Below are 18,369 nucleotides of genomic sequence, written 5' to 3' on the forward strand. Positions count from 1 at the left end.
GTATAGATAAATTTGAAGGTCTTAAGCATGATTTAAATACTAACCTAAAATTAGAAATTGAAAATTATACAAATTTATTGACCAATCTTGATGATAGTAAAGAAAAAATATCTAAGATAGGAAAAATAAGTTATTTGAATGATAACTTAAGAAATAAGAAAGGAGAATATAGTTCTTTAAAGTCTGAACTTAATCTAACCAAAAAAGAAGAAACTGAATTTTCAAGTTATCAAGAAGAAAGCAAAAATTTAAAAAATGAGAAGCAAGACTATTTGGAAGAAAGAGCTAAATTTGAATTAGAGAAAACCAATTTATTGGATTTGATAAATGAAATTAGGAAAACATATCAAAATGCTGACATCAATGATGAAATAAAGAAGAACCTAAATTCTGCATATAAAAGTTTTGACGAAGCTCTAATACGTGAATTAGACAAGATAAAGAAAGAAATATCTAAAAGAGAAGACTATATAAAAAATGATGATGTCAAATTAGAAAACTTATCAAAGAAAATCAAACCAATTCTGGATAAACAATATCGGGCAAATGAATTAAATCAATGTAAAGAAGAAATTGAACAACTTGAAAAAAATATTTCTATTCTAAAGCAAGAAAATAAGAAAATAGAAAAATATCAGAATGAACTAGAAAAAAATTTAGATGTAATACGAGAAAAAATCAATACATTTATTGAAGATGCAATAAAAATTGCAAATAATCTAACCGGGAAAGAAGTTACTGATGGGTTAACTTTAAAGACGAATTTAGAATTTAATCAAGAAAATTATGAAAATAGAATAATAGAAAAATTTGACAAAAGAACATTAAGAAGTTCCGAAAGCTTTGGGCTACCATTACACTTAACGATAGAATCATTTTCAAAAAAATGGATTGAACTTATAAAAAGATCTTTAAACCATGGCTTTGATTCAAAGCTTAAAGGGAGTGTTGAACCTACAGAATTACTAAATTCCCTTACAGACATTCCAATTTATATGCCAATTAATTTGAATAAAGAAAATGACGATTTAAGCATTATGTCACCGGGTAAAAGGGCAATAGTTGTTTTGGAATTATTACTAGAGGGTGATCCCGATGATAAGTCTCCTATATTAATAGATCAGCCAGAAGATAATTTAGATAATAGGTCAATATCAAGAGAATTGGTAGGTTTATTAAGAAAAGTTAGCCTTAATAGACAAGTGTTTATTGTAACTCATAATGCTAATTTGGTAGTATTAGCTGATGCAGACGAGGTAATAGTTGCTAATCAGGATCCAGAAATTAGTGAAAATGAAGAGTTCAGATTTGAGTATATTACTGGTTCATTGGAAAATTCAACTGGATTTGATGATAATGATACGAAATTAGCATCTAAGGGTATTAGAGATGATGTTACTGATATTTTAGAAGGTGGACTAGAGGCATTTAAAATTCGAGAAAGAAAATATTTGCTAAATTAGCCAATATTATTTATTTAGTATTGATCAGAATAAATCAAGGTACTATAATCTTGATTTATTTTGATTTTGCCTTAAATATTAAAATTAATTGAGCTAAAGCTGCATTGTAGCCGCTTAATTTTGTATAATTATATATAAAAATGGAATCAAACTTTGAAATGGGTAATTGAGTATGGAAAGTAACTTTGAATTTTTAACTAAGGATCTGCACACGCAAACTTTGTATGATGCTGCTAAGGATGCCGAGGACTTATACGCTATTGGCAAATTTGGCAATGAATTTGAATCAATCCGCAAAATTATTGAAAATGTTGTTGCGATGGTCTTGGATTTAAACTACGTGGATGTCGATGCACGTGCCACCCTTAATGATAATTTGCGTACGTTAAGGTACAAAAATCTGGCAGATAGGGAAATTCTCGATACTCTTTACAAATTAAAAGCTGTCGGTAACAAAGCCGCCCACACCCTAGAGGAATACGATAAGATTGAGGCGTTAGAGGGATTAAAGGGACTATATAAAATTTTAGTATGGCTCTTTAACAGTTATTTTGACGGCCAAGAGGACGTTGCTAATTTTGTCGAACCACAAAATCCTAAATTGTATCAGACTGCAGAGCGCAAACTAATCTATGTTGAAACGGGCGACAATACGGATGGTCAATGGCCTGCTTATGTTGGCTTAGAAAAAGTTGGCGATGCGACGATAGATGATTATGAGATGGACAACAAGCCCAACAGTTCCGATTTAAGAAGAGTAGCTGAGCGTAGAATCAAACAATATATGGGTACAGCTGGTGTTCCTTATAAGTTAGGGTGGGCAGAATTGGCCTATCGCAAGTTTGATCGAAGCTGGTTCCGTGATTATGATGTGCATGAGGTTTTATTGCGTTCAGGCATCAAGAAAAAAGAGATGGGAACGGGCCAAGAATGGTTTGAGACCGATCTTGATACCGCCAAGCTTGCCATTAAGGCCGTCAAAGAGGGTCGCAAGTCAATTGATGCGCCCGCTGCAAATAACACAAGTATCGAGATAGTTCTGCGCCCAGAGCAGGAAGAAGCGGTTAAGAAGACAAAAAAGGCGTTTAAGAAACATGATCAAATGCTCTGGAATGCCAAAATGCGTTTTGGCAAGACCTTGTCGGCCCTGCAGCTAGTAAAGGATGAACAGTACCGGCACGTTTTGATTATGACGCATCGACCCGTTGTTGATGAGGGCTGGTTTAATGACTTTCAGAAGCTGGGCATGGCTGAAGAAGGGTATTTATATGGCTCCAAGAAGGAAGGAGAGAGTTTTGACTACCTTTTAAAGAGCGACAAGCCTTTTATTTACTTTGCCAGTCTGCAGGATTTGCGTGGATCAAAGGCTGTGGGTGGCACTGCCGGCGACAAAAACAGAGAATTATTTGAGACTGACTGGGACTTAGTAATAGTCGATGAGGCACACGAAGGTACGCAGACCGACCTGGCCCAAAACGTTACTAATTTAGTTGTTAAGAAGGGTCACACCAAGCTCTTAGAGTTGTCGGGCACGCCCTTTAACATTCTTGATCAGTATGATGAAGATACGACCTATACCTGGGATTATGTCATGGAGCAGAAAGCCAAGTATACTTGGAATAAGGATCATCCGGATGAGCCTAACCCGTATGACGGCCTGCCTAAGGTTTCGATGTATACCTTCGAAATGAATCAGAAGCTCAAGGAAGCACAGTTCCTGGATGAAGCGCACTCGTTCAACTTCAAGGAGTTTTTCAGGGTTGATGACCAGGGGAAGTTTGTTTATGAAGATAAGGTGCGGCACTTCTTAGACAATATCACCCAGCCGGATAAGAAAACTAACTACCCGTTTTCCACCAAGGAATTTCGTGCGCGTTTGCGTCATACGTTGTGGATTATGCCGGGCGTGAAGGAGGCCAATGCGTTAGAGCAATTGCTGAAGCGACACCCGGTTTTTGGAATTGATTATCGAATCGTCAACGTGGTTCGCAACGTTAATGGTGAGGACGATAACGGGATAACTTCCGAAAGTGATATCCAGCAAGTCAATGATGCCATCGGTCCCGATCCGGCGGCCACTAAGACAATCACCTTAACGGTGCGGAAGCTGACTACGGGCGTTACCATTAAGCCGTGGACAGGCGTTGTCTTTCTTTCCAACACCAATAGTGCGATGCAGTACCTGCAGGCCGCCTTCAGGGCGCAGACGCCGTATTCGTCACCAACGTTTGGCAAAAAGACAAATTGCTACATCTTTGACTTTGCACCCGACCGCGCGCTAAAAATAATGGCGGCTTCAACCAAGCTGAACACGGGTGTGGGCAAGTTAACGTCAAGTGTCCAAAAGGCCAAGATGGGAGAATTGCTGAACTTTTTGCCGATTATTGGTGAATCCGGTCAAGGGATGAAACCCTATAAAGTGGATAAGCTTCTGGCTAAGATTAAGCGCGTATACGCCGAAAAGGCTGTGCGCACCGGCTTTGATGACGATTCCTTGTACAGTGATTCCTTATTAATGTTGCAGGAAAAGGACCTCGAAGCCTTTAACAACTTAAAGGCCATCGTGGGAACAACCAAAGCCGAAAAGAAGCCCGAGAAGATTAACGTTAATAGTCAGGGACTTGACCAGGAAGAATATGATAGTGCCCTTCGAGGCGAAAAGAAGCCAAAGCGACAACGGACAGAGGCAGAACAAGCTGCTATTGATAAGATGAAAGAATTGAAGAAGCAGCGAAAAACGATGGTCTCCATTCTGCGGTCGATTTCAATTCGAATCCCGATGATGATTTATGGAATGGACGTCAAACTGGACGAAGATGTGAATATTCGCAAGTTCATTGACCAGGTTGATGACAAGTCTTGGCAAGAGTTCATGCCAAAAGGCGTGACCAAGGAATTGTTCCATGAGTTCAGCAAGTACTATGACCAAGACGTCTTTATTGAAGCCGGCAGGATTATCCGGCAGCGCGTTAAAAAATTAGATAGGGAAGATCCGATTGACCGTGTTGAGCACCTGGCAGAAATCTTTGGCACCTTCCGCAATCCCGACAAAGAAACGGTTTTGACGCCATGGCGCGTGGTTAACATGCAGTTAGGCATGACTCTGGGTGGCTACTGCTTCTATGATGATAAATATCAGTACACCACTTTTGAGGGTAAGCGGGCCAATCATTGGATTGAAACTGAATATACAAATAGAATCTTTTCTAAGAGTAGCCATATCCTGGAAATCAATGCCAAGACCGGTCTTTACCCGCTGTATGCGGCGATGTCAATCTACTGGCGTGAATACCAGAAGCTGAACGATGATACTGCGGGCAAATTTAGCCTTGAAGATGAGCTAATGATCTGGCAGCGCGTTCTGCGCGAGAACATTTTCGTGATTGCCAAGACGCCGATGGCAGCAGCAATTGCCCGCAGGACCTTGGTTGGTTATCATGACATGGATGTAAACATTGAATTTGTTGACAATATTGTTGAAGACTCGAAAAAAGATGTTGATCAAGAAGCACAAAAGATTGAGGGGCTATTTAATAATATGAAATTTGATGTTGTAATCGGGAATCCGCCATATCAAGAAAAGACAAAGGGTACGCGAAGTAGCGATAAATCCATATATCATCAATTTATGCTTTTGTCATATAAGCTTTCGGATCTAACAATTTTAATAACTCCTGCAAGATTTCTTTTTAATGCAGGTGATACACCAGTAAGTTTTAATAAGGATATTTTGTCCGATAATCACTTTAAAGTAGTGTATTATGAACAAAATAGCTCAAAAATTTTTCCAAGGACTGATATAAAAGGGGGAATTGCAATTTCTCTTTATGATAAAAACAATAAATTTAATCCAATTGGACTGTTCTTTCCTTTTAAAGAATTACATTCAATTTATAAAAAAGTTCTGCCATATATTGATCTATGTGGTAACTTAACGGAAATAATTTACACTTCAAATAAATTGAATTTAGAGGAATTGTTTAAAGACTTTCCTGAAGACAAGAATAAAATTAGTAGTAATGGGCGAGAGAGGCGGCTACAAAGTAATATATTTCATCTTGATGCTATCCATAAAATAAAGCAAGAAAATGATTTAGGGATATATGGTATAGAAAAGAAATCAAGGGTAATAAGATATATAAATCAAAAATATATTGATACTTCTATAAAAACAAATATAAAACATTATAAGGTTGTATTACCTAAATCTAACGGTAGCGGCACGCTGGGGGAGACAGTTAGTTCACCAATGATTGGTAAACCAATGATTGGTTATACTTATACATTTATTGGCATTGGTGATTTTGAAAGTTCAAAAGAAGCAGAAGCTACTTTGAAATATATAAAAAGTAAATTTGCGAGAACAATGTTGGGTATTCTTAAAGTTACGCAAGACAATACTCCTGAAAAATGGAAACTTGTCCCTCTTCAAGACTTTACTCCTGACTCAGATATTGATTGGACCAAGTCGGTTGATGAAATCGACCAGCAATTGTACAAAAAATATAACTTATCTGAAGATGAGATTAACTTCATCGAAACGAAAGTACAGGCTATGGACTGATGGAAGAAAACTTAATCAAGTCTGTTGCACGGGTTAAAGACTTGGGCGAGGTTTTCACACCGAAGAAGACCGTGAATTTCATGCTGGATCAACCGGAAATCAAAGCCAAGATTCAAGACCTAACTGCAACTTTTTTAGAACCTGCTGCAGGTGAAGGAGCATTTTTGGTTGAACTGCTAAAAAGAAAGATGCATGTGGCTGAGAAGCAAAGTCAAACAGCAAAGGAATACGGTGAAAATTGCCTCATTGCCCTGTCCACACTCTATGGTATTGAAATCATGGAAGACAACGTGGAGATGCTGGTTATGAACATGATCATGACTTTTACCGAACTGTATAGTCATGTAGTGGTTACCAAGTTTTCGGCAATCAGGCCAGATAGCCACGTCTTAAAGAGCGCCCAAATCATTATTAAGGCTAATATTGCTCAGGGCGATACGTTGAAAGGCACGGCAGCTGATGGCTCGCCCATTATCTTTTCAGAATGGAAGCTCATTAATGGTAGGGTCAAGAAGGTTGAACGCCTAGAATATACCTTCGAATCAATTCTCAACGGTGGTGAACCGGAGAGTGCACACAAGCAGGAGTTTGAAGAGCTAGATCTGTTTGCTGATTATTCTGAAATTGAACAAGATGATCAGGAAGAGACGCCAAAGAAGAAGTACGCAATTGTCAGATGGACAGATATTTATAAAGAAGAATTGGAATAAGTATTTATCTATTAGTGAGAGATAGGGTACAAGAATAAAGAGCGTTATTGCACTGCTCTTTTGTTTTACTCTTATACAGTCGAGACTTTACCATATAAGATAACGAGTAATAACTATTGCTAGCAAACGTTTGGAGTTTGATAATCATGTCGACAGTACAATTTGGTATCCGGTTGGACCAAAAAGAAAAACAGGAACTGGAGAAGAATGCACAGGCCATCGGCCTAACCGCGGCAGCCGCGGTTAAAATGTTGATTACGCAATTTAACCATGATAAGGGCTTCAGCTATCCGGTTAATCGCAAAGAAAGCACACAGAAAAATGTCCCGCTGCCTAAAGAAGTGGAGAAGGCGCTGGTTTTGGCCAGGGCCGAGGAGCTCGGTCTCATTAAGGACACCAGCGAGAAAGTCAACGATTTGTCTGCCTGGAAAAAACGTTGGGCTGAATAATGAAGTATCAAATCCGTTTTGAAAAATCTTTTATCAAACGAATGGATAATTTGGGAAAGTTGTTTGGACTCTCTGCGGGTGATGTTAGGGATGCTCGTGAAACTTTCTTGGATGCAGTATCTATACTTTCCTCTGGCGCAAAGTTGAGTGATGAATTTGCCGATCATGAACTTAACAGACAGCCTTGTAACGGTTACCGTGAATTTCATGTGCCCAATGATCTGTTGGTTATTTATTACCAGGTTGATGCCAAGAAGCGTCTACGGATGATTACGGTAACTAACCACGAGGAATTGACAACGGGGAAATTACCACATAGTAAAAACAATTATTAAACAAGATTCACTATCGCCGCTGGGCAGGTAGTGAATCTTGTTTTGTTTAATTGAGAAATAATTTTTCCTTTACGTGAAAAATTGCTAGAATGGAATTATCAATAATAAAGAAAATTAGGCCAAGAGTGCCTTAACAGATTTAGAGGACGAGTACAGTGGCAAGCAAAGAGATTACGAAGGAAAATTTAGCGATGAAGGAAGTACTCATTGCGATGCACAAGTTGGGCGGTCAGGTCACCAGAAACGAAATTCAACAGGAAATTCGGGCTGATTCGCAGGTATTTTCTGAAGATGATGTGGACCGCACCCGCGTTTCGAAGAAGAGTGGCAGAACGTACCATCCATTCCGTTTCCAAATGAATTTTGCCATTAAATACTTGATTTTGGCGGGCTTCATCGAGAGTAGTGACAATCGCAACCTTGAATTATCTGAGAAGGGCCGCAAGGCCAATCTGACTACTTTTGATGCGCAGAGGGACGTGCGTGCGGTTTTGGATACGCAAGTCAAGTCTACGGAATTAAACAGGGGCCAGGCGATGAATAATGGTGAGACCGAGTCCGTATCGGAGGACGAAGAAGATGGTGTAGATCAATGGCGCCAGGATCTCCTTGCTGCGTTGCAGCGGATGGATCCCCGCAAGTTTGAATTGTTCTGTCGTGGTCTGCTGGTCAAGATGGGGATTGACGTCGATGACACAATTGGTGTGAGCTATACCGCAGATGGTGGTCTTGATGGCTTTGGCTACGTGCGCTCCGAAGATTACCGCACCACGCGCGTCGCCTTGCAGGCCAAGCGCTGGCAGGGCAACGTCCCGTCACCCGAAATCGACAAGTTTCGCGGGGCCATGGATAAGTACAACGCCGAGTTTGGCATTTTCATCACGTCCTCTGATTTTTCCCGCGGCGCAATCAAGACGGCTCGTCAAGGCACCCGCATCATCACGTTGATTAACGGCGACGAAATCTGCAACCTGGTGGCCAAGTATAATTTTTACGTAACGCCCGTAACCACCTTTCAGCTGGGCAAGTTTTATATGGACAAGGATTAAAACAACAGGATATAAAAAGCGCTTGCATAAATCTGCTGGTTATAATATACTTAATTCAGTTAAAAAGTTGTAACTGAACTTTCAGGCAACATCGAACGATACTTTGTTCGATGTTGCCTTTTTTGTTCTCAAGGAGGTGAAGAATGGAGAAAATTTATCAGATTACGCATGTACTGAATAATAATGCTGTCTTTGCAATAAATTGGAAAAGAGAAGAAGTGATATTGGTTAAACAAGGAATAGGTTTTAGTCGAAAAAGGGAAATAATTGTAGCCACTTCCGATATGCAAGTTTTTTCTCCAGAAACAGAAGTTGAAAAAAAGCATTTTGAACAGTTCATTAAGGAAATTCCTTTTGAATTTACACAATTTACCATTGATACTGTCGGATTAGCCAAGAAAAAGCTAAATTTAAATTTTTCAGATGGATTGATTTTTACCTTGGCGGACCACATTAGTTTTGCGGTAGAAAGGTTTCACAATAAAGAATATTTTGACTATTTTGATAATGAAGAAATAAAACAATTTTTTCCTGAAATTTATAAATTCAGCTTGAAAACAGTCAAGTTAATCAATAAGCGCTTTGATGTGAAGCTTAAAGAAAGTGAGGCTGTTGCTATTACCTTTCACTTTGTTAATTCACTGATCGTGGACTCTAATACTAAACAAAAAAGTATTTTAGACACTAAACAGATTTTTAATGTTACAGCAGATATTATGCAAATTATTGAAAGTAATTATGGTTATGAGATTGATCGAAAATCTATTAGCTATTCAAGGATGATAGTTCATATTCGATATTTGGTAACGAGTATTTTACAAAAAAATCCAGTAAATGATTATTCAATTGGTTGGCAGAAAATAGAGGAGCTATTACAGTCATTTAGTGATCCATTAATTAAAAAAATAACTAGTGAAATTGGGAAATATTTGAATAAAAAATTGAATTATGCATTATCAGAAGAAGATAAATTGTTTTTAGGCATTCACTTGACCCGCCAAAGATTGAAGGAGACGAATAATGAAAATAAATGTTAAGCAGACATCAGATAAAATAGTAGATCTTGTTGGAGGAGTTGATAATATAACTTCTTTTACACACTGTTTGACTAGACTGAGATTCTATTTAAAGGATCCAGCTAAGGCAAAGACGGAGGAAATTAAAAAAATTCCGGGAGTTTTAGGCTCTCTTTATAAAATGGGACAGTACCAAATTGTATTGGGAGAGAATGTTGGAGTAGTTTTTGACTACATAGGCAAAAACTATGGCATTAGAAGTGAGGAACTACAGGGTGTAGACCAAGAGGCTGTAGCTAAAGAAGACAGGAAAAAAACTCAGAATATTTTTCAACGCATAATTGAGTTTATTTCTAGTTCTGTTACGCCTTTTGTGACAGTCATCTATGGTGCGGGTATGTTACAGGTGTTCTTGTCGCTTGCATCATCTATCTGGCCACAGTTAAAAACTAACGACACGTACATGATGTTTTACTGGCTTGCACAGACTGCATTTTACTTCATGCCAATTTTGATTGCCTACGGCACGGCCAAGTATATGAAGGGCAATCCGGTATTTGCTATGACCGTGACTGCGGCTTTACTTTATCCTGAATTCATGAAATATGTTGGTTCGAGCAAGACATTAACCCTTTTCGGTATACATGTTATGGCTAATAGCTATGCTAGTTCACTTTTGCCCGCTCTTCTAGTAACGATTTTAGTTGTTTATTTAGAACGATTTTTTAATAAAGTGGTTCCTGGAGTTTTGCGGGCAGTCTTTGCGCCAATGTTAACGCTGGCGGTAGCAATGCCAATCGCGTTTCTAGTGTTAGCCCCTCTAGGATCAATTCTTGGCAACTACGTTGTACAGTTCTTTGTCTGGCTTTATGCGCATTTGGGTGGAATTACCCTTGGTTTATTAGCAGGTTCGTTACCATTTATTATTATTGGTGGAATGAATATGATGTTTGCACCATTTATGGTCCAAAACCTTTCTTCACTTGGCTATGATGCAATCTTTCGACCAGCTTTCATCATGCATAACATGGCAGAAGGTGGGGCATGTCTTGGAGTTGCCTTAAGAACCAAAAATAAAGAATTGAAAACTAATGCGATCAGTTGTGCCATTAGTGCAATTGTTTCAGGCGTTACCGAGCCAGCTTTGTATGGCGTAACTTTAAAATGTGGCACGTTAAAGTATGTAATTGGAAGTGCTGCTGTTGGAGGTATATTGGCTGGATTTTTAGGTGCAAAAGCTTTTGCAATGGGTTATTCCAGTATTTTAGCTATTCCTATTTTTGGAAAAACTATTATAGCAGTTTCAATAGCGATTGCAGTTACCATTATTTTATCAATGTTAACAACCGCAATCTTCGGCTTTGATGATTCATGGATGGGTGAGTCGAATAAATGATGTTTTTTAATAAATTTAGAAAAGCAAAAAATGATAACTTAGCCGTGAATGAAATCACTGCCTTCGTATCTGGCAAGCAGATAGATATTGAAAACGTTGATGACGAAGTTTTTAGTCAGAAAATGATGGGCGATGGATTAGCGATTATCCCCCAAGACAGCGAAATTGTTGCGCCGGCTCCAGGAGTAGTGACGTCAGTATATCCCACCGGACATGCAATTAATCTCAGTTTGGATAGCGGGATTGATGTAATCATTCATATTGGAATAGATACAGTCGAATTAAAGGGTGAAGGCTTTAGTAAAAAGGTTATAGAAGGTCAAAAAATTGATCGAGGTGATCTATTAATAAAGCTTGATCAAAACTTATTTACTTCTGAAGTTGATTTAACAACAATGCTGCTTTTTCCTGAGTTAAAAGATAAGTATTTAAAGAAATTAGTAAATAAGAATGAAGTTATAGCCGGACATAGCGTGATTGGAAAAATTTTAGATAAAAAGGAGTAAAAGCAATGATTAAAAAAGTTAGACATGAGTTTCCAAAAGGCTTTTATTGGGGCGGCGCAATCGCTGCCAATCAAGCTGAAGGTGCATGGAATTTGGATGGTAAGGGAAAGTCTACTGCAGATATCAAGACAGGAGGATTCTTTGGTGGTTTAAACAGAAATGCAGAATTTTATCCTACGCACGAAGCAATTGATATGTATCATAGATATCCCCAAGATTTTAAATTATTTAAAGAAGCTAATTTTAATATCTTTAGGACATCAATTAATTGGACGAGAATTTTTCCGAAGGGAATTGAAGAAAAGCCTAATGAAGCCGGCCTTAAATTTTATGATGGTTTCTTTGATTCAATTCGTCAAAATGGTATGGAAATAATGGTCACAATTTCGCATTATGAAACACCGTTATATTTAGTAGATCAATATGGCGGTTGGGATAATCGTAAGTTTATAGATTTCTACATAAAATTTGTTGAGACAATTATTGATCGTTATAAGGACAAGGTTAAATTTTGGCTGACTTTTAATGAAATTGGCAACGCTGCAGTAACGCCGATTTGCTGGGATGCAGCATGTATTGATCCCGAAAGTCCTAACTTACTACAAAGAATGTACCAAGCAGCACACCATCAATTTGTTGCTAGCGCGCTAGCTGTAAAGTATATTCACGAGCATGCACCACAGTGCCAAGTAGGTGCCATGATTGCCTACAAAACTGTTTATCCATATACTTGTAAACCAGAAGATGTGCTTGCATCGAAGATGGATAATCGCAAAGAATATTTCTTCTCAGACGTTCAAGTTAGGGGAGAGTATCCTAACTATATCTGGAAGTATTTTGAAGAAAATAATATTAACGTTAAGATGGAAAAAGATGATGAACAATTAATCAAACAATATACGGTTGACTTTGTTACATTTAGCTATTATCGTTCGCGTGTTATTTCTGCAAACTATGAAGAACCAGCAGAAAAAACGACTGATTCACTTGAAGGGTTGGTTAATCCTTATCTTCCAAAAACAGATTGGGGCTGGTCGATTGATCCTACAGGCTTAAGATTAGCTTTGAATGACTTATGGGATCGGTACCAAAAGCCATTATTTGTGGTAGAAAATGGTTTAGGAGCAAAAGATAAGGTTACTCCAAATGGAAAGATTCATGATTCATACAGAATTGATTACATGAAGAAGCACATTCAGGCCATGAAAGAAGCAATTGCAGATGGTGTCGATTTGCGTGGGTACACGATGTGGGGACCGATTGATATCGTAAGCAATGGTACAGGACAAATGTCTAAGCGTTATGGCATTATTTATGTTGACCGTGATGATAAGGGGAATGGAACATTAAAAAGAATAAAAAAAGACAGCTTTAACTGGTATCGTCACGTTATCAGTTTAAACGGCAAAGATCTGGATTGATTTTATAGTTAAACATGCAAATAGCACAGGTGGTCGCGCACCTGTGCTATTTGTTTGCGCTGAAAATTCCGTGCTTATATTTCCTTGCGCATAATTTCCTTTAATACCTTTTCCTTTATCTCACGGCTGTCAATCTTAGTGTAGATTTCGTAACCCCTTGCCAAAATCTCACACAGGTAGAGCTGTGAAACCTGACCAGCAACTGATCCGATATTGATGAATTCGCTGACCGCGGTTTGCAATTGCACGTCAGCTAACTCGGCAATTGGCGAACTCAGTTCATTTGTAATAGTGATAATCTTTGCGCCGTTCTTCTTGGCTAATTCCAGAGAATCGTACGTATCTTTCGTGTGTCCCGAAAGTGAGAGACCAACCACGACGTCATCCTTGCCCAGTAAAGAACTGATCTGCACCTGGATGTGGGGATCAACCTCGGCGTTTGCAATCAGACCAATTCGTAGCCAAGTTTTGGCAAAGTCCTTGGCGGATTCGCCCGAGTGGCCAACACCAAAAAGATAAACTTGATTTGCATGGGCCAAGAGTTTGATGGCGGCTTGCAGGTTCACTGTGTCGATTAAATTTTTGGTTTTTGTAATTGAGTCAATTAACAATTTTGCACTATCAGCGTAATACTTGTTTTTTTGCGAATCATTTATTGAGGCTTCAGGCAGCATCGATTCCTGAGCTAGATAAATCTTGAGGTTGGAGAATCCAGAAAAGCCAAGTTTTTTACAGAGGCGAATGATTGTTGCATCACTAGTATTCGTGTCCTTTCCCAGGGACTTGATTGTATCGTAAATTACGCGTTCTGAATGCGTTGCAATGTAGTCTCCCAGTTTAAGTTCGGACTTGGTTAAGTTGTTTTTATTTTGATTCAACAATTGAATGAAATTCATAGTGATAAATTGCCTTTCGCTTTCTCAATATTAAATTATAACAGTTTTATCTGAGGAAACGGTTGCAATTTTTGCAGTAAGATAATATTATGTTTTTAGGAGAAAAACTCCAAAAATAATTTATTTAGGAGAAAAATGCCAATGGATAAAGAAGAATTTGTTAAACGGATTCATGGCGGATTGATTGTTTCATGTCAAGCGCTGCCAGGAGAACCATTATATACCGAAAAAGGTGGAGTGATGCCGCTGATGGCAAAGGCTGCCCAGGAAGCCGGTGCCGTCGGTATTAGAGCTAATTCGGTTCGTGATATTAGGGAAATTCAGGAATCAGTCAATTTGCCCGTTATCGGAATTATCAAGCGTGATTACCCGCCCGAAAAGCCGTATATTACGCCAACAATGAGAGAAGTTGATGAACTGGTAGCAACGGGTGTTGAGGTAATTGCCTTTGATTGCACGTTGCGTCCAAGGCATGATGGTAAGACAATCAACGAATTCATTAGGGACGTTAAAGAGAAATATCCCGACCAATTGCTCATGGCCGACGTTTCCAACTTTGAGGAAGCCCAGAATGCCTATAAAGCTGGAATGGACTTTGTCGGTACTACTTTAGCCGGCTATACGGAAGAAAGCGTGGAAAAGGCCGGTCCTGACTACGACCTGATTCAGAAAATTATTTCTGCAGGCTTGCCGCTCATCGCTGAGGGCAAGATTCATACTCCGGATGAATTGAAACGGGTTATAGCTTTGAATCCCCTAGGAATTGTTGTTGGTGGTGCAATCACGCGACCTCTTCAAATTGCCCAAACGTTCACAGCGGTGTTTAAGGATAAGTAAAGGAGAATTAAAATGACAAATAATAAAAAGTTTTCTGCGATTGGCCAGTGGTTCACTCAACTGGGACAGGCCTTTATGCTCCCAATTGCTATTTTACCAGTCGCTGGTTTACTTCTAGGACTTGGTGGTGCCCTGACTAATGATGCAGCGGTTTCAGCCTTCCCGGTTCTAAATCAAATTTGGCTGCAAAATATCCTCAAAATTATGAATTTTGCTGGTAATGCGGTTTTCAGCAACTTAGCGTTGATCTTTTCAATTGGCTTGGCCGTAGGTCTGGCCAAGGGAGATAAGGGGACTGCTGGTCTTGGTGGTGGTGTTGCTTACCTTGTTTACACAGCTACTATTTCTGGGCTTTTGCAATTGTTCAACCCAAAAAATACTATTGATACAGGTGTCTTAGGTGCGCTTGTTATTGGCTCGGTAGTTGCTTATTTACATAACCATTACCGCAAGACACAATTGCCTCAGTTTTTAGGCTTTTTTGGGGGATCAAGATTTATACCGATTATTTCTGCTATTGCGGCAATTATTATCGGTGCTATCTTTTATTTGATTTGGCCGCCTATTCAAGGCTGGCTGACTTCAGCAGGACAGGCCATTGCTGCGATGGGCAGCTTTGGCAGTTTCTTGTATGGATTTTTACTGAGGCTGACGGGTGCAGTCGGACTGCATCACACGATTTATCCAATGTTTTGGTACACGGCTTTGGGCGGAACTGCGGACGTTGCTGGTAAGACGGTTGTCGGTGCACAAAATATCTTCTTTGCACAATTGGCAGATCCGAATTTTCACGGTTTGTTCACTTACGGAACCCGCTTTTTTGCGGGTCGGTTTGCAACAATGATTTTTGGGCTACCTGGTGCTGCTTTGGCAATGTACCTATGCTTACCGAAGGCAAATCGTAAAAAAGACGGCGGGCTGTATTTGTCAGGCGGTTTGACGTCATTTCTGACGGGAATCACGGAACCACTCGAATATTCTTTCTTGTTCGTTGCGCCCTGGCTTTATCTAATCCACTCATTTCTTGATGGCTGTTCATTCTACTTTGCTGACATTATGAACATTCGTATCGGTAATTCATTTTCTGGTGGTTTGATTGATTACTTGTTGTTTGGTGTTTTGCAAGGTAAGGACAAGACCAATTGGCCTAATGTGCTATTACTTGGAGTTATCTGGTTTTTCCTGTATTTTTTCGTTTTTACTTTTTGCATTAAAGAATTTCACGTCAATATTCCGGGCATGCAAGTCGAAACTGACAGTGGTACTGATGCCATTGTTGCCAGTGCACCCCAAACTGGTGATAAGCTGTTTAACGAATCAAGCCAGATAATTGCCGCCTTAGGAGGGATGGATAATATTAAAACTATTTCTGCTTGTGCAACTAGATTACGAATCGCATTAAAAGATAATAACAAGGTCAATGAAGCTGTCTTTAAGCAGCTGGGCTCACAGGGCGTATTAAAAGTAGCTGGTGGTGTTCAAGCAATTTTTGGTGGAAAGGCAGATCTATACAGCCAGGAAATCAATGATATTATTGCTAACCCGGGAAGCAAACCAGTTATTGAAGATAGAGATATTGCTCGAAATGAAAAGACTAGTGAATCGGTCATCACAAAGAATGTTAATGTTGCTTTTCAAGCTCCCGTTAACGGGAAATATAAGGCTATAACGGCAGTTAGCGATGAGGTCTTTTCTAAGAAACTGATGGGAGAAGGTTTTGCTATTGAGCCGCGTGATGGCGAAATTTATAGTCCGGTTGCTGGCACAGTCGTATCAATTTTTAATACCAAGCATGCTATCGGGCTAAAGACTGCTCAGGGGTTAGAAGTTTTGATTCACATGGGAATTGATACAGTTGACTTAGGTGGTAAGCCCTTTACAATCTCTGTTAAAGAAGGCGATGAGGTCGTTGCCGGTACTAAGCTGGCTAAAATGGACATAGCTGAAATTTTTGCAGCTGGTAAACAGCCAACGACCATAACAGTGATTACCAATTCAGGTAATAATCTTGCTAAGGTTGAAGACAAGGTACAAACAGGAACTGAGGTTAAAGCGCAAGACGAAGTTTTCGAAGTGCAAACCAAATAGCCCACTTCCCCGCTTCTAGTTGACAAACCCGCCTTGGCGTGCTTAAATGAAAACTAAATTAATAATCTCATCTTGAAGAGCAGAGTAGCTGCCAACAGGCGCCTTGAAAGAGAGCCGGCAAAATGGTGGAAGCCGGCAGGCGCCGGGCCAGCGAACATGGGCTCGGAAGTGGTGACCGCCGGTGACAGTTAGCAGGCGGCGGGGCTGCACCCGTTATCAGTGCAGGCTGCTGGTTGGCAGCCAGTGAGGCTTACTGCGCAAGCGGTAGGCGAATTAAAGGTGGTAACACGAAGCACTCGTCCTTGATACAGGGACCGGGTGCTTTTTTTGTTTTAGGAGGCAAAAAATGACGAAGACGGTTTTTACAAATGCGAATGTCTTTAACGGCAAGGACGAGAAGGTGCTAGAAAATTGCTGTTTGCTGGTCGATGACGCGACGGGCAAGATTATTAAGGTGGCCAGCGGTCCGGCGCCGGCAGCCGACCACACGGTTGACCTGGGCGGCAAGTATGTGATGCCGGGGCTGATCAACTGCCACACGCACATCATGATGGATTCAAACACCCCGGACGGCGCTACCGGCGCGGGCGTGGTCGAAGCAACGGTGCGCGCTGTGGACCACCTGCACGACCTGCTCAAGTCCGGCGTGACCTACATCCGCGAGTGCGGCAGCAGCTTTGACATCGACATCGCGCTGAACGACCTAATCAAGCAGGGCAAATTGACCCAAGTGCCGGAAATCATGCCCGCGGGGCGGCCGTACTCAATGACCGGCGGCCACGGCGACATGCCGAACTTTGCTCACCTTGTTGATTCGCCCGACGAGGTGCGCAAGGCGGTCCGCCGGGGCATTAAGAAGGGTGCCAAAAACATCAAGGTCATGGCCACCGGCGGCGTGATGACGGAGAACGACTTCATGGATGACCCGCAATTGAGCACGGCGGAGATTCACGCGGCCGTTGAGGAGGCCCACCACAAGGGCCTGATTGTTGCCGCCCACGCCGAGGGCAACCCTGGCATCCTGAACGCCATCAAGGCGGGCGTTGACAGCATCGAACACGGCTTTTACGTCAACGACGAGGAGATTGCACTGATGCTCAAGCAGGGCACGTACCTGACGCCGACGCTTGTCGGTGCGTGGGCCTTCATCGAGTACGCGCCGGGCAAGATTCCGGACTGGGAGATGGCCAAGATTGCGTCCGCCTGGAAGGACCTGCGGGGCAACATCACGCACGCCAAGAACGCGGGCGTTCCGATCACGCTGGGCACTGACGCCGGCACGCCCTTCAACGACTTCACGATGACGCCGCAGGAACTGCCGCTTTTGGTGGAACAGGGCTTCACCAACTTCGAGGCGCTTCAGACCAGCTTGAACTCGGCCCGGCTGATGAAGATTGCGGATGAGTACGGCACGCTGGAAGAGGGCAAGTATGCGGACTTCCTGGTGCTGGATGAAAATCCCCTGGAAAAAATTTCCGCGGTCGTGCAAGAAGACAAGCAGGTCTACAAGAAGGGCAGACGTGCGTATTAGTCATATTAGTTTTAGTTGTTGCTTATAATAAGCATAATCTTTTGAATGCTCGAACAGATGTTTTATAATTTAAAGAAGTTACCGCGCGCAGTAACTTTTTTATTTTTT

14 protein-coding genes are annotated in these 18,369 nt (G+C 40.8%); 13 read left to right on the forward strand and 1 reads right to left on the reverse strand.

Annotated elements, in window-relative coordinates; genetic code table 11:
* The 10 genes from AC2JF6_RS02770 to AC2JF6_RS02815 form a co-directional block, all read left to right on the forward strand.
* Positions 1 to 1,463: ATP-binding protein (locus tag AC2JF6_RS02770; protein ID WP_500729238.1), on the forward strand; the 1,463-nt coding region annotated here is incomplete at its 5' end.
* A 172-nt stretch (positions 1,464 to 1,635) separates the two neighbouring features.
* Positions 1,636 to 6,027, forward strand: coding sequence for an Eco57I restriction-modification methylase domain-containing protein (locus AC2JF6_RS02775; protein WP_500729239.1), 4,392 nt, complete (start codon positions 1,636 to 1,638; stop codon positions 6,025 to 6,027).
* Positions 6,027 to 6,737 carry an N-6 DNA methylase gene (locus AC2JF6_RS02780; protein WP_500729240.1) on the forward strand — a complete coding sequence of 237 codons (711 nt, stop codon included), beginning with the start codon at positions 6,027 to 6,029 and terminating at the stop codon, positions 6,735 to 6,737. The genes AC2JF6_RS02775 and AC2JF6_RS02780 overlap by 1 nt, the downstream gene beginning before the upstream one ends.
* A 146-nt stretch (positions 6,738 to 6,883) precedes the next feature.
* Positions 6,884 to 7,186 carry a hypothetical protein gene (locus AC2JF6_RS02785; protein ID WP_500729241.1) on the forward strand — a complete coding sequence of 101 codons (303 nt, stop codon included), beginning with the start codon at positions 6,884 to 6,886 and terminating at the stop codon, positions 7,184 to 7,186.
* Positions 7,186 to 7,521, forward strand: coding sequence for a type II toxin-antitoxin system mRNA interferase toxin, RelE/StbE family (locus AC2JF6_RS02790; RefSeq protein WP_500729242.1), 336 nt, complete (start codon positions 7,186 to 7,188; stop codon positions 7,519 to 7,521). The genes AC2JF6_RS02785 and AC2JF6_RS02790 overlap by 1 nt, the downstream gene beginning before the upstream one ends.
* Positions 7,522 to 7,676: 155 nt before the next feature.
* Positions 7,677 to 8,570, forward strand: a complete 894-nt coding sequence (locus tag AC2JF6_RS02795; RefSeq protein ID WP_500729243.1) for a restriction endonuclease — start codon at positions 7,677 to 7,679, stop codon at positions 8,568 to 8,570.
* Positions 8,571 to 8,713: 143 nt separating this feature from the next.
* Positions 8,714 to 9,607, forward strand: a complete 894-nt coding sequence (locus AC2JF6_RS02800; RefSeq protein ID WP_500729244.1) for a PRD domain-containing protein — start codon at positions 8,714 to 8,716, stop codon at positions 9,605 to 9,607.
* Positions 9,591 to 10,982 (forward strand): PTS transporter subunit EIIC, encoded by a 1,392-nt coding sequence (locus tag AC2JF6_RS02805; RefSeq protein ID WP_500729245.1) that lies wholly within the window; start codon positions 9,591 to 9,593, stop codon positions 10,980 to 10,982. The genes AC2JF6_RS02800 and AC2JF6_RS02805 overlap by 17 nt, the downstream gene beginning before the upstream one ends.
* Positions 10,979 to 11,488: a PTS sugar transporter subunit IIA gene (locus tag AC2JF6_RS02810; RefSeq protein WP_500729246.1), complete on the forward strand. Its 510-nt coding sequence runs from the start codon at positions 10,979 to 10,981 to the stop codon at positions 11,486 to 11,488. Before AC2JF6_RS02805 ends, AC2JF6_RS02810 begins: the two co-directional genes overlap by 4 nt.
* A 5-nt stretch (positions 11,489 to 11,493) precedes the next feature.
* Positions 11,494 to 12,909, forward strand: a complete 1,416-nt coding sequence (locus AC2JF6_RS02815; RefSeq protein ID WP_500729247.1) for a glycoside hydrolase family 1 protein — start codon at positions 11,494 to 11,496, stop codon at positions 12,907 to 12,909.
* Between the two features lie 74 nt (positions 12,910 to 12,983).
* On the opposite strand, the gene AC2JF6_RS02820 is transcribed toward AC2JF6_RS02815, so the two are convergent.
* Entirely contained in the window at positions 12,984 to 13,805 is an 822-nt protein-coding gene (locus AC2JF6_RS02820; protein WP_500729248.1) for a MurR/RpiR family transcriptional regulator, read from the reverse strand.
* Between the two features lie 141 nt (positions 13,806 to 13,946).
* Here AC2JF6_RS02820 and AC2JF6_RS02825 point away from each other — a divergent pair, with 141 nt between their 5' ends.
* From AC2JF6_RS02825 to AC2JF6_RS02835, 3 genes are all read left to right on the forward strand, one after another.
* Positions 13,947 to 14,642: an N-acetylmannosamine-6-phosphate 2-epimerase gene (locus AC2JF6_RS02825; protein WP_500729249.1), complete on the forward strand. Its 696-nt coding sequence runs from the start codon at positions 13,947 to 13,949 to the stop codon at positions 14,640 to 14,642.
* A gap of 12 nt (positions 14,643 to 14,654) precedes the next feature.
* Positions 14,655 to 16,730 (forward strand): glucose PTS transporter subunit IIA, encoded by a 2,076-nt coding sequence (locus tag AC2JF6_RS02830; protein ID WP_500729250.1) that lies wholly within the window; start codon positions 14,655 to 14,657, stop codon positions 16,728 to 16,730.
* A 346-nt stretch (positions 16,731 to 17,076) separates the two neighbouring features.
* Complete coding sequence (locus AC2JF6_RS02835; RefSeq protein WP_500729251.1) at positions 17,077 to 18,261, forward strand: metal-dependent hydrolase family protein; 1,185 nt, start codon at positions 17,077 to 17,079, stop codon at positions 18,259 to 18,261.
* Positions 18,262 to 18,369: the final 108 nt, after the last annotated feature.

This window comes from Lactobacillus sp. XV13L, assembly GCF_059900875.1.

Excerpts from the sequence above, each read along its gene's own strand:
- AC2JF6_RS02785 (WP_500729241.1), top strand. The coding sequence starts at position 6,884 with ATGTCGACAGTACAATTTGGTATCCGGTTGGACCAAAAAGAAAAACAG.
- AC2JF6_RS02830 (WP_500729250.1), top strand. The coding sequence starts at position 14,655 with ATGACAAATAATAAAAAGTTTTCTGCGATTGGCCAGTGGTTCACTCAA.
- AC2JF6_RS02805 (WP_500729245.1), top strand. The coding sequence starts at position 9,591 with ATGAAAATAAATGTTAAGCAGACATCAGATAAAATAGTAGATCTTGTT.
- AC2JF6_RS02790 (WP_500729242.1), top strand. The coding sequence starts at position 7,186 with ATGAAGTATCAAATCCGTTTTGAAAAATCTTTTATCAAACGAATGGAT.
- AC2JF6_RS02815 (WP_500729247.1), top strand. The coding sequence starts at position 11,494 with ATGATTAAAAAAGTTAGACATGAGTTTCCAAAAGGCTTTTATTGGGGC.
- AC2JF6_RS02810 (WP_500729246.1), top strand. The coding sequence starts at position 10,979 with ATGATGTTTTTTAATAAATTTAGAAAAGCAAAAAATGATAACTTAGCC.
- AC2JF6_RS02780 (WP_500729240.1), top strand. The coding sequence starts at position 6,027 with ATGGAAGAAAACTTAATCAAGTCTGTTGCACGGGTTAAAGACTTGGGC.
- AC2JF6_RS02820 (WP_500729248.1), bottom strand. The coding sequence starts at position 13,805 with ATGAATTTCATTCAATTGTTGAATCAAAATAAAAACAACTTAACCAAG.
- AC2JF6_RS02800 (WP_500729244.1), top strand. The coding sequence starts at position 8,714 with ATGGAGAAAATTTATCAGATTACGCATGTACTGAATAATAATGCTGTC.
- AC2JF6_RS02775 (WP_500729239.1), top strand. The coding sequence starts at position 1,636 with ATGGAAAGTAACTTTGAATTTTTAACTAAGGATCTGCACACGCAAACT.
- AC2JF6_RS02835 (WP_500729251.1), top strand. The coding sequence starts at position 17,077 with ATGACGAAGACGGTTTTTACAAATGCGAATGTCTTTAACGGCAAGGAC.
- AC2JF6_RS02825 (WP_500729249.1), top strand. The coding sequence starts at position 13,947 with ATGGATAAAGAAGAATTTGTTAAACGGATTCATGGCGGATTGATTGTT.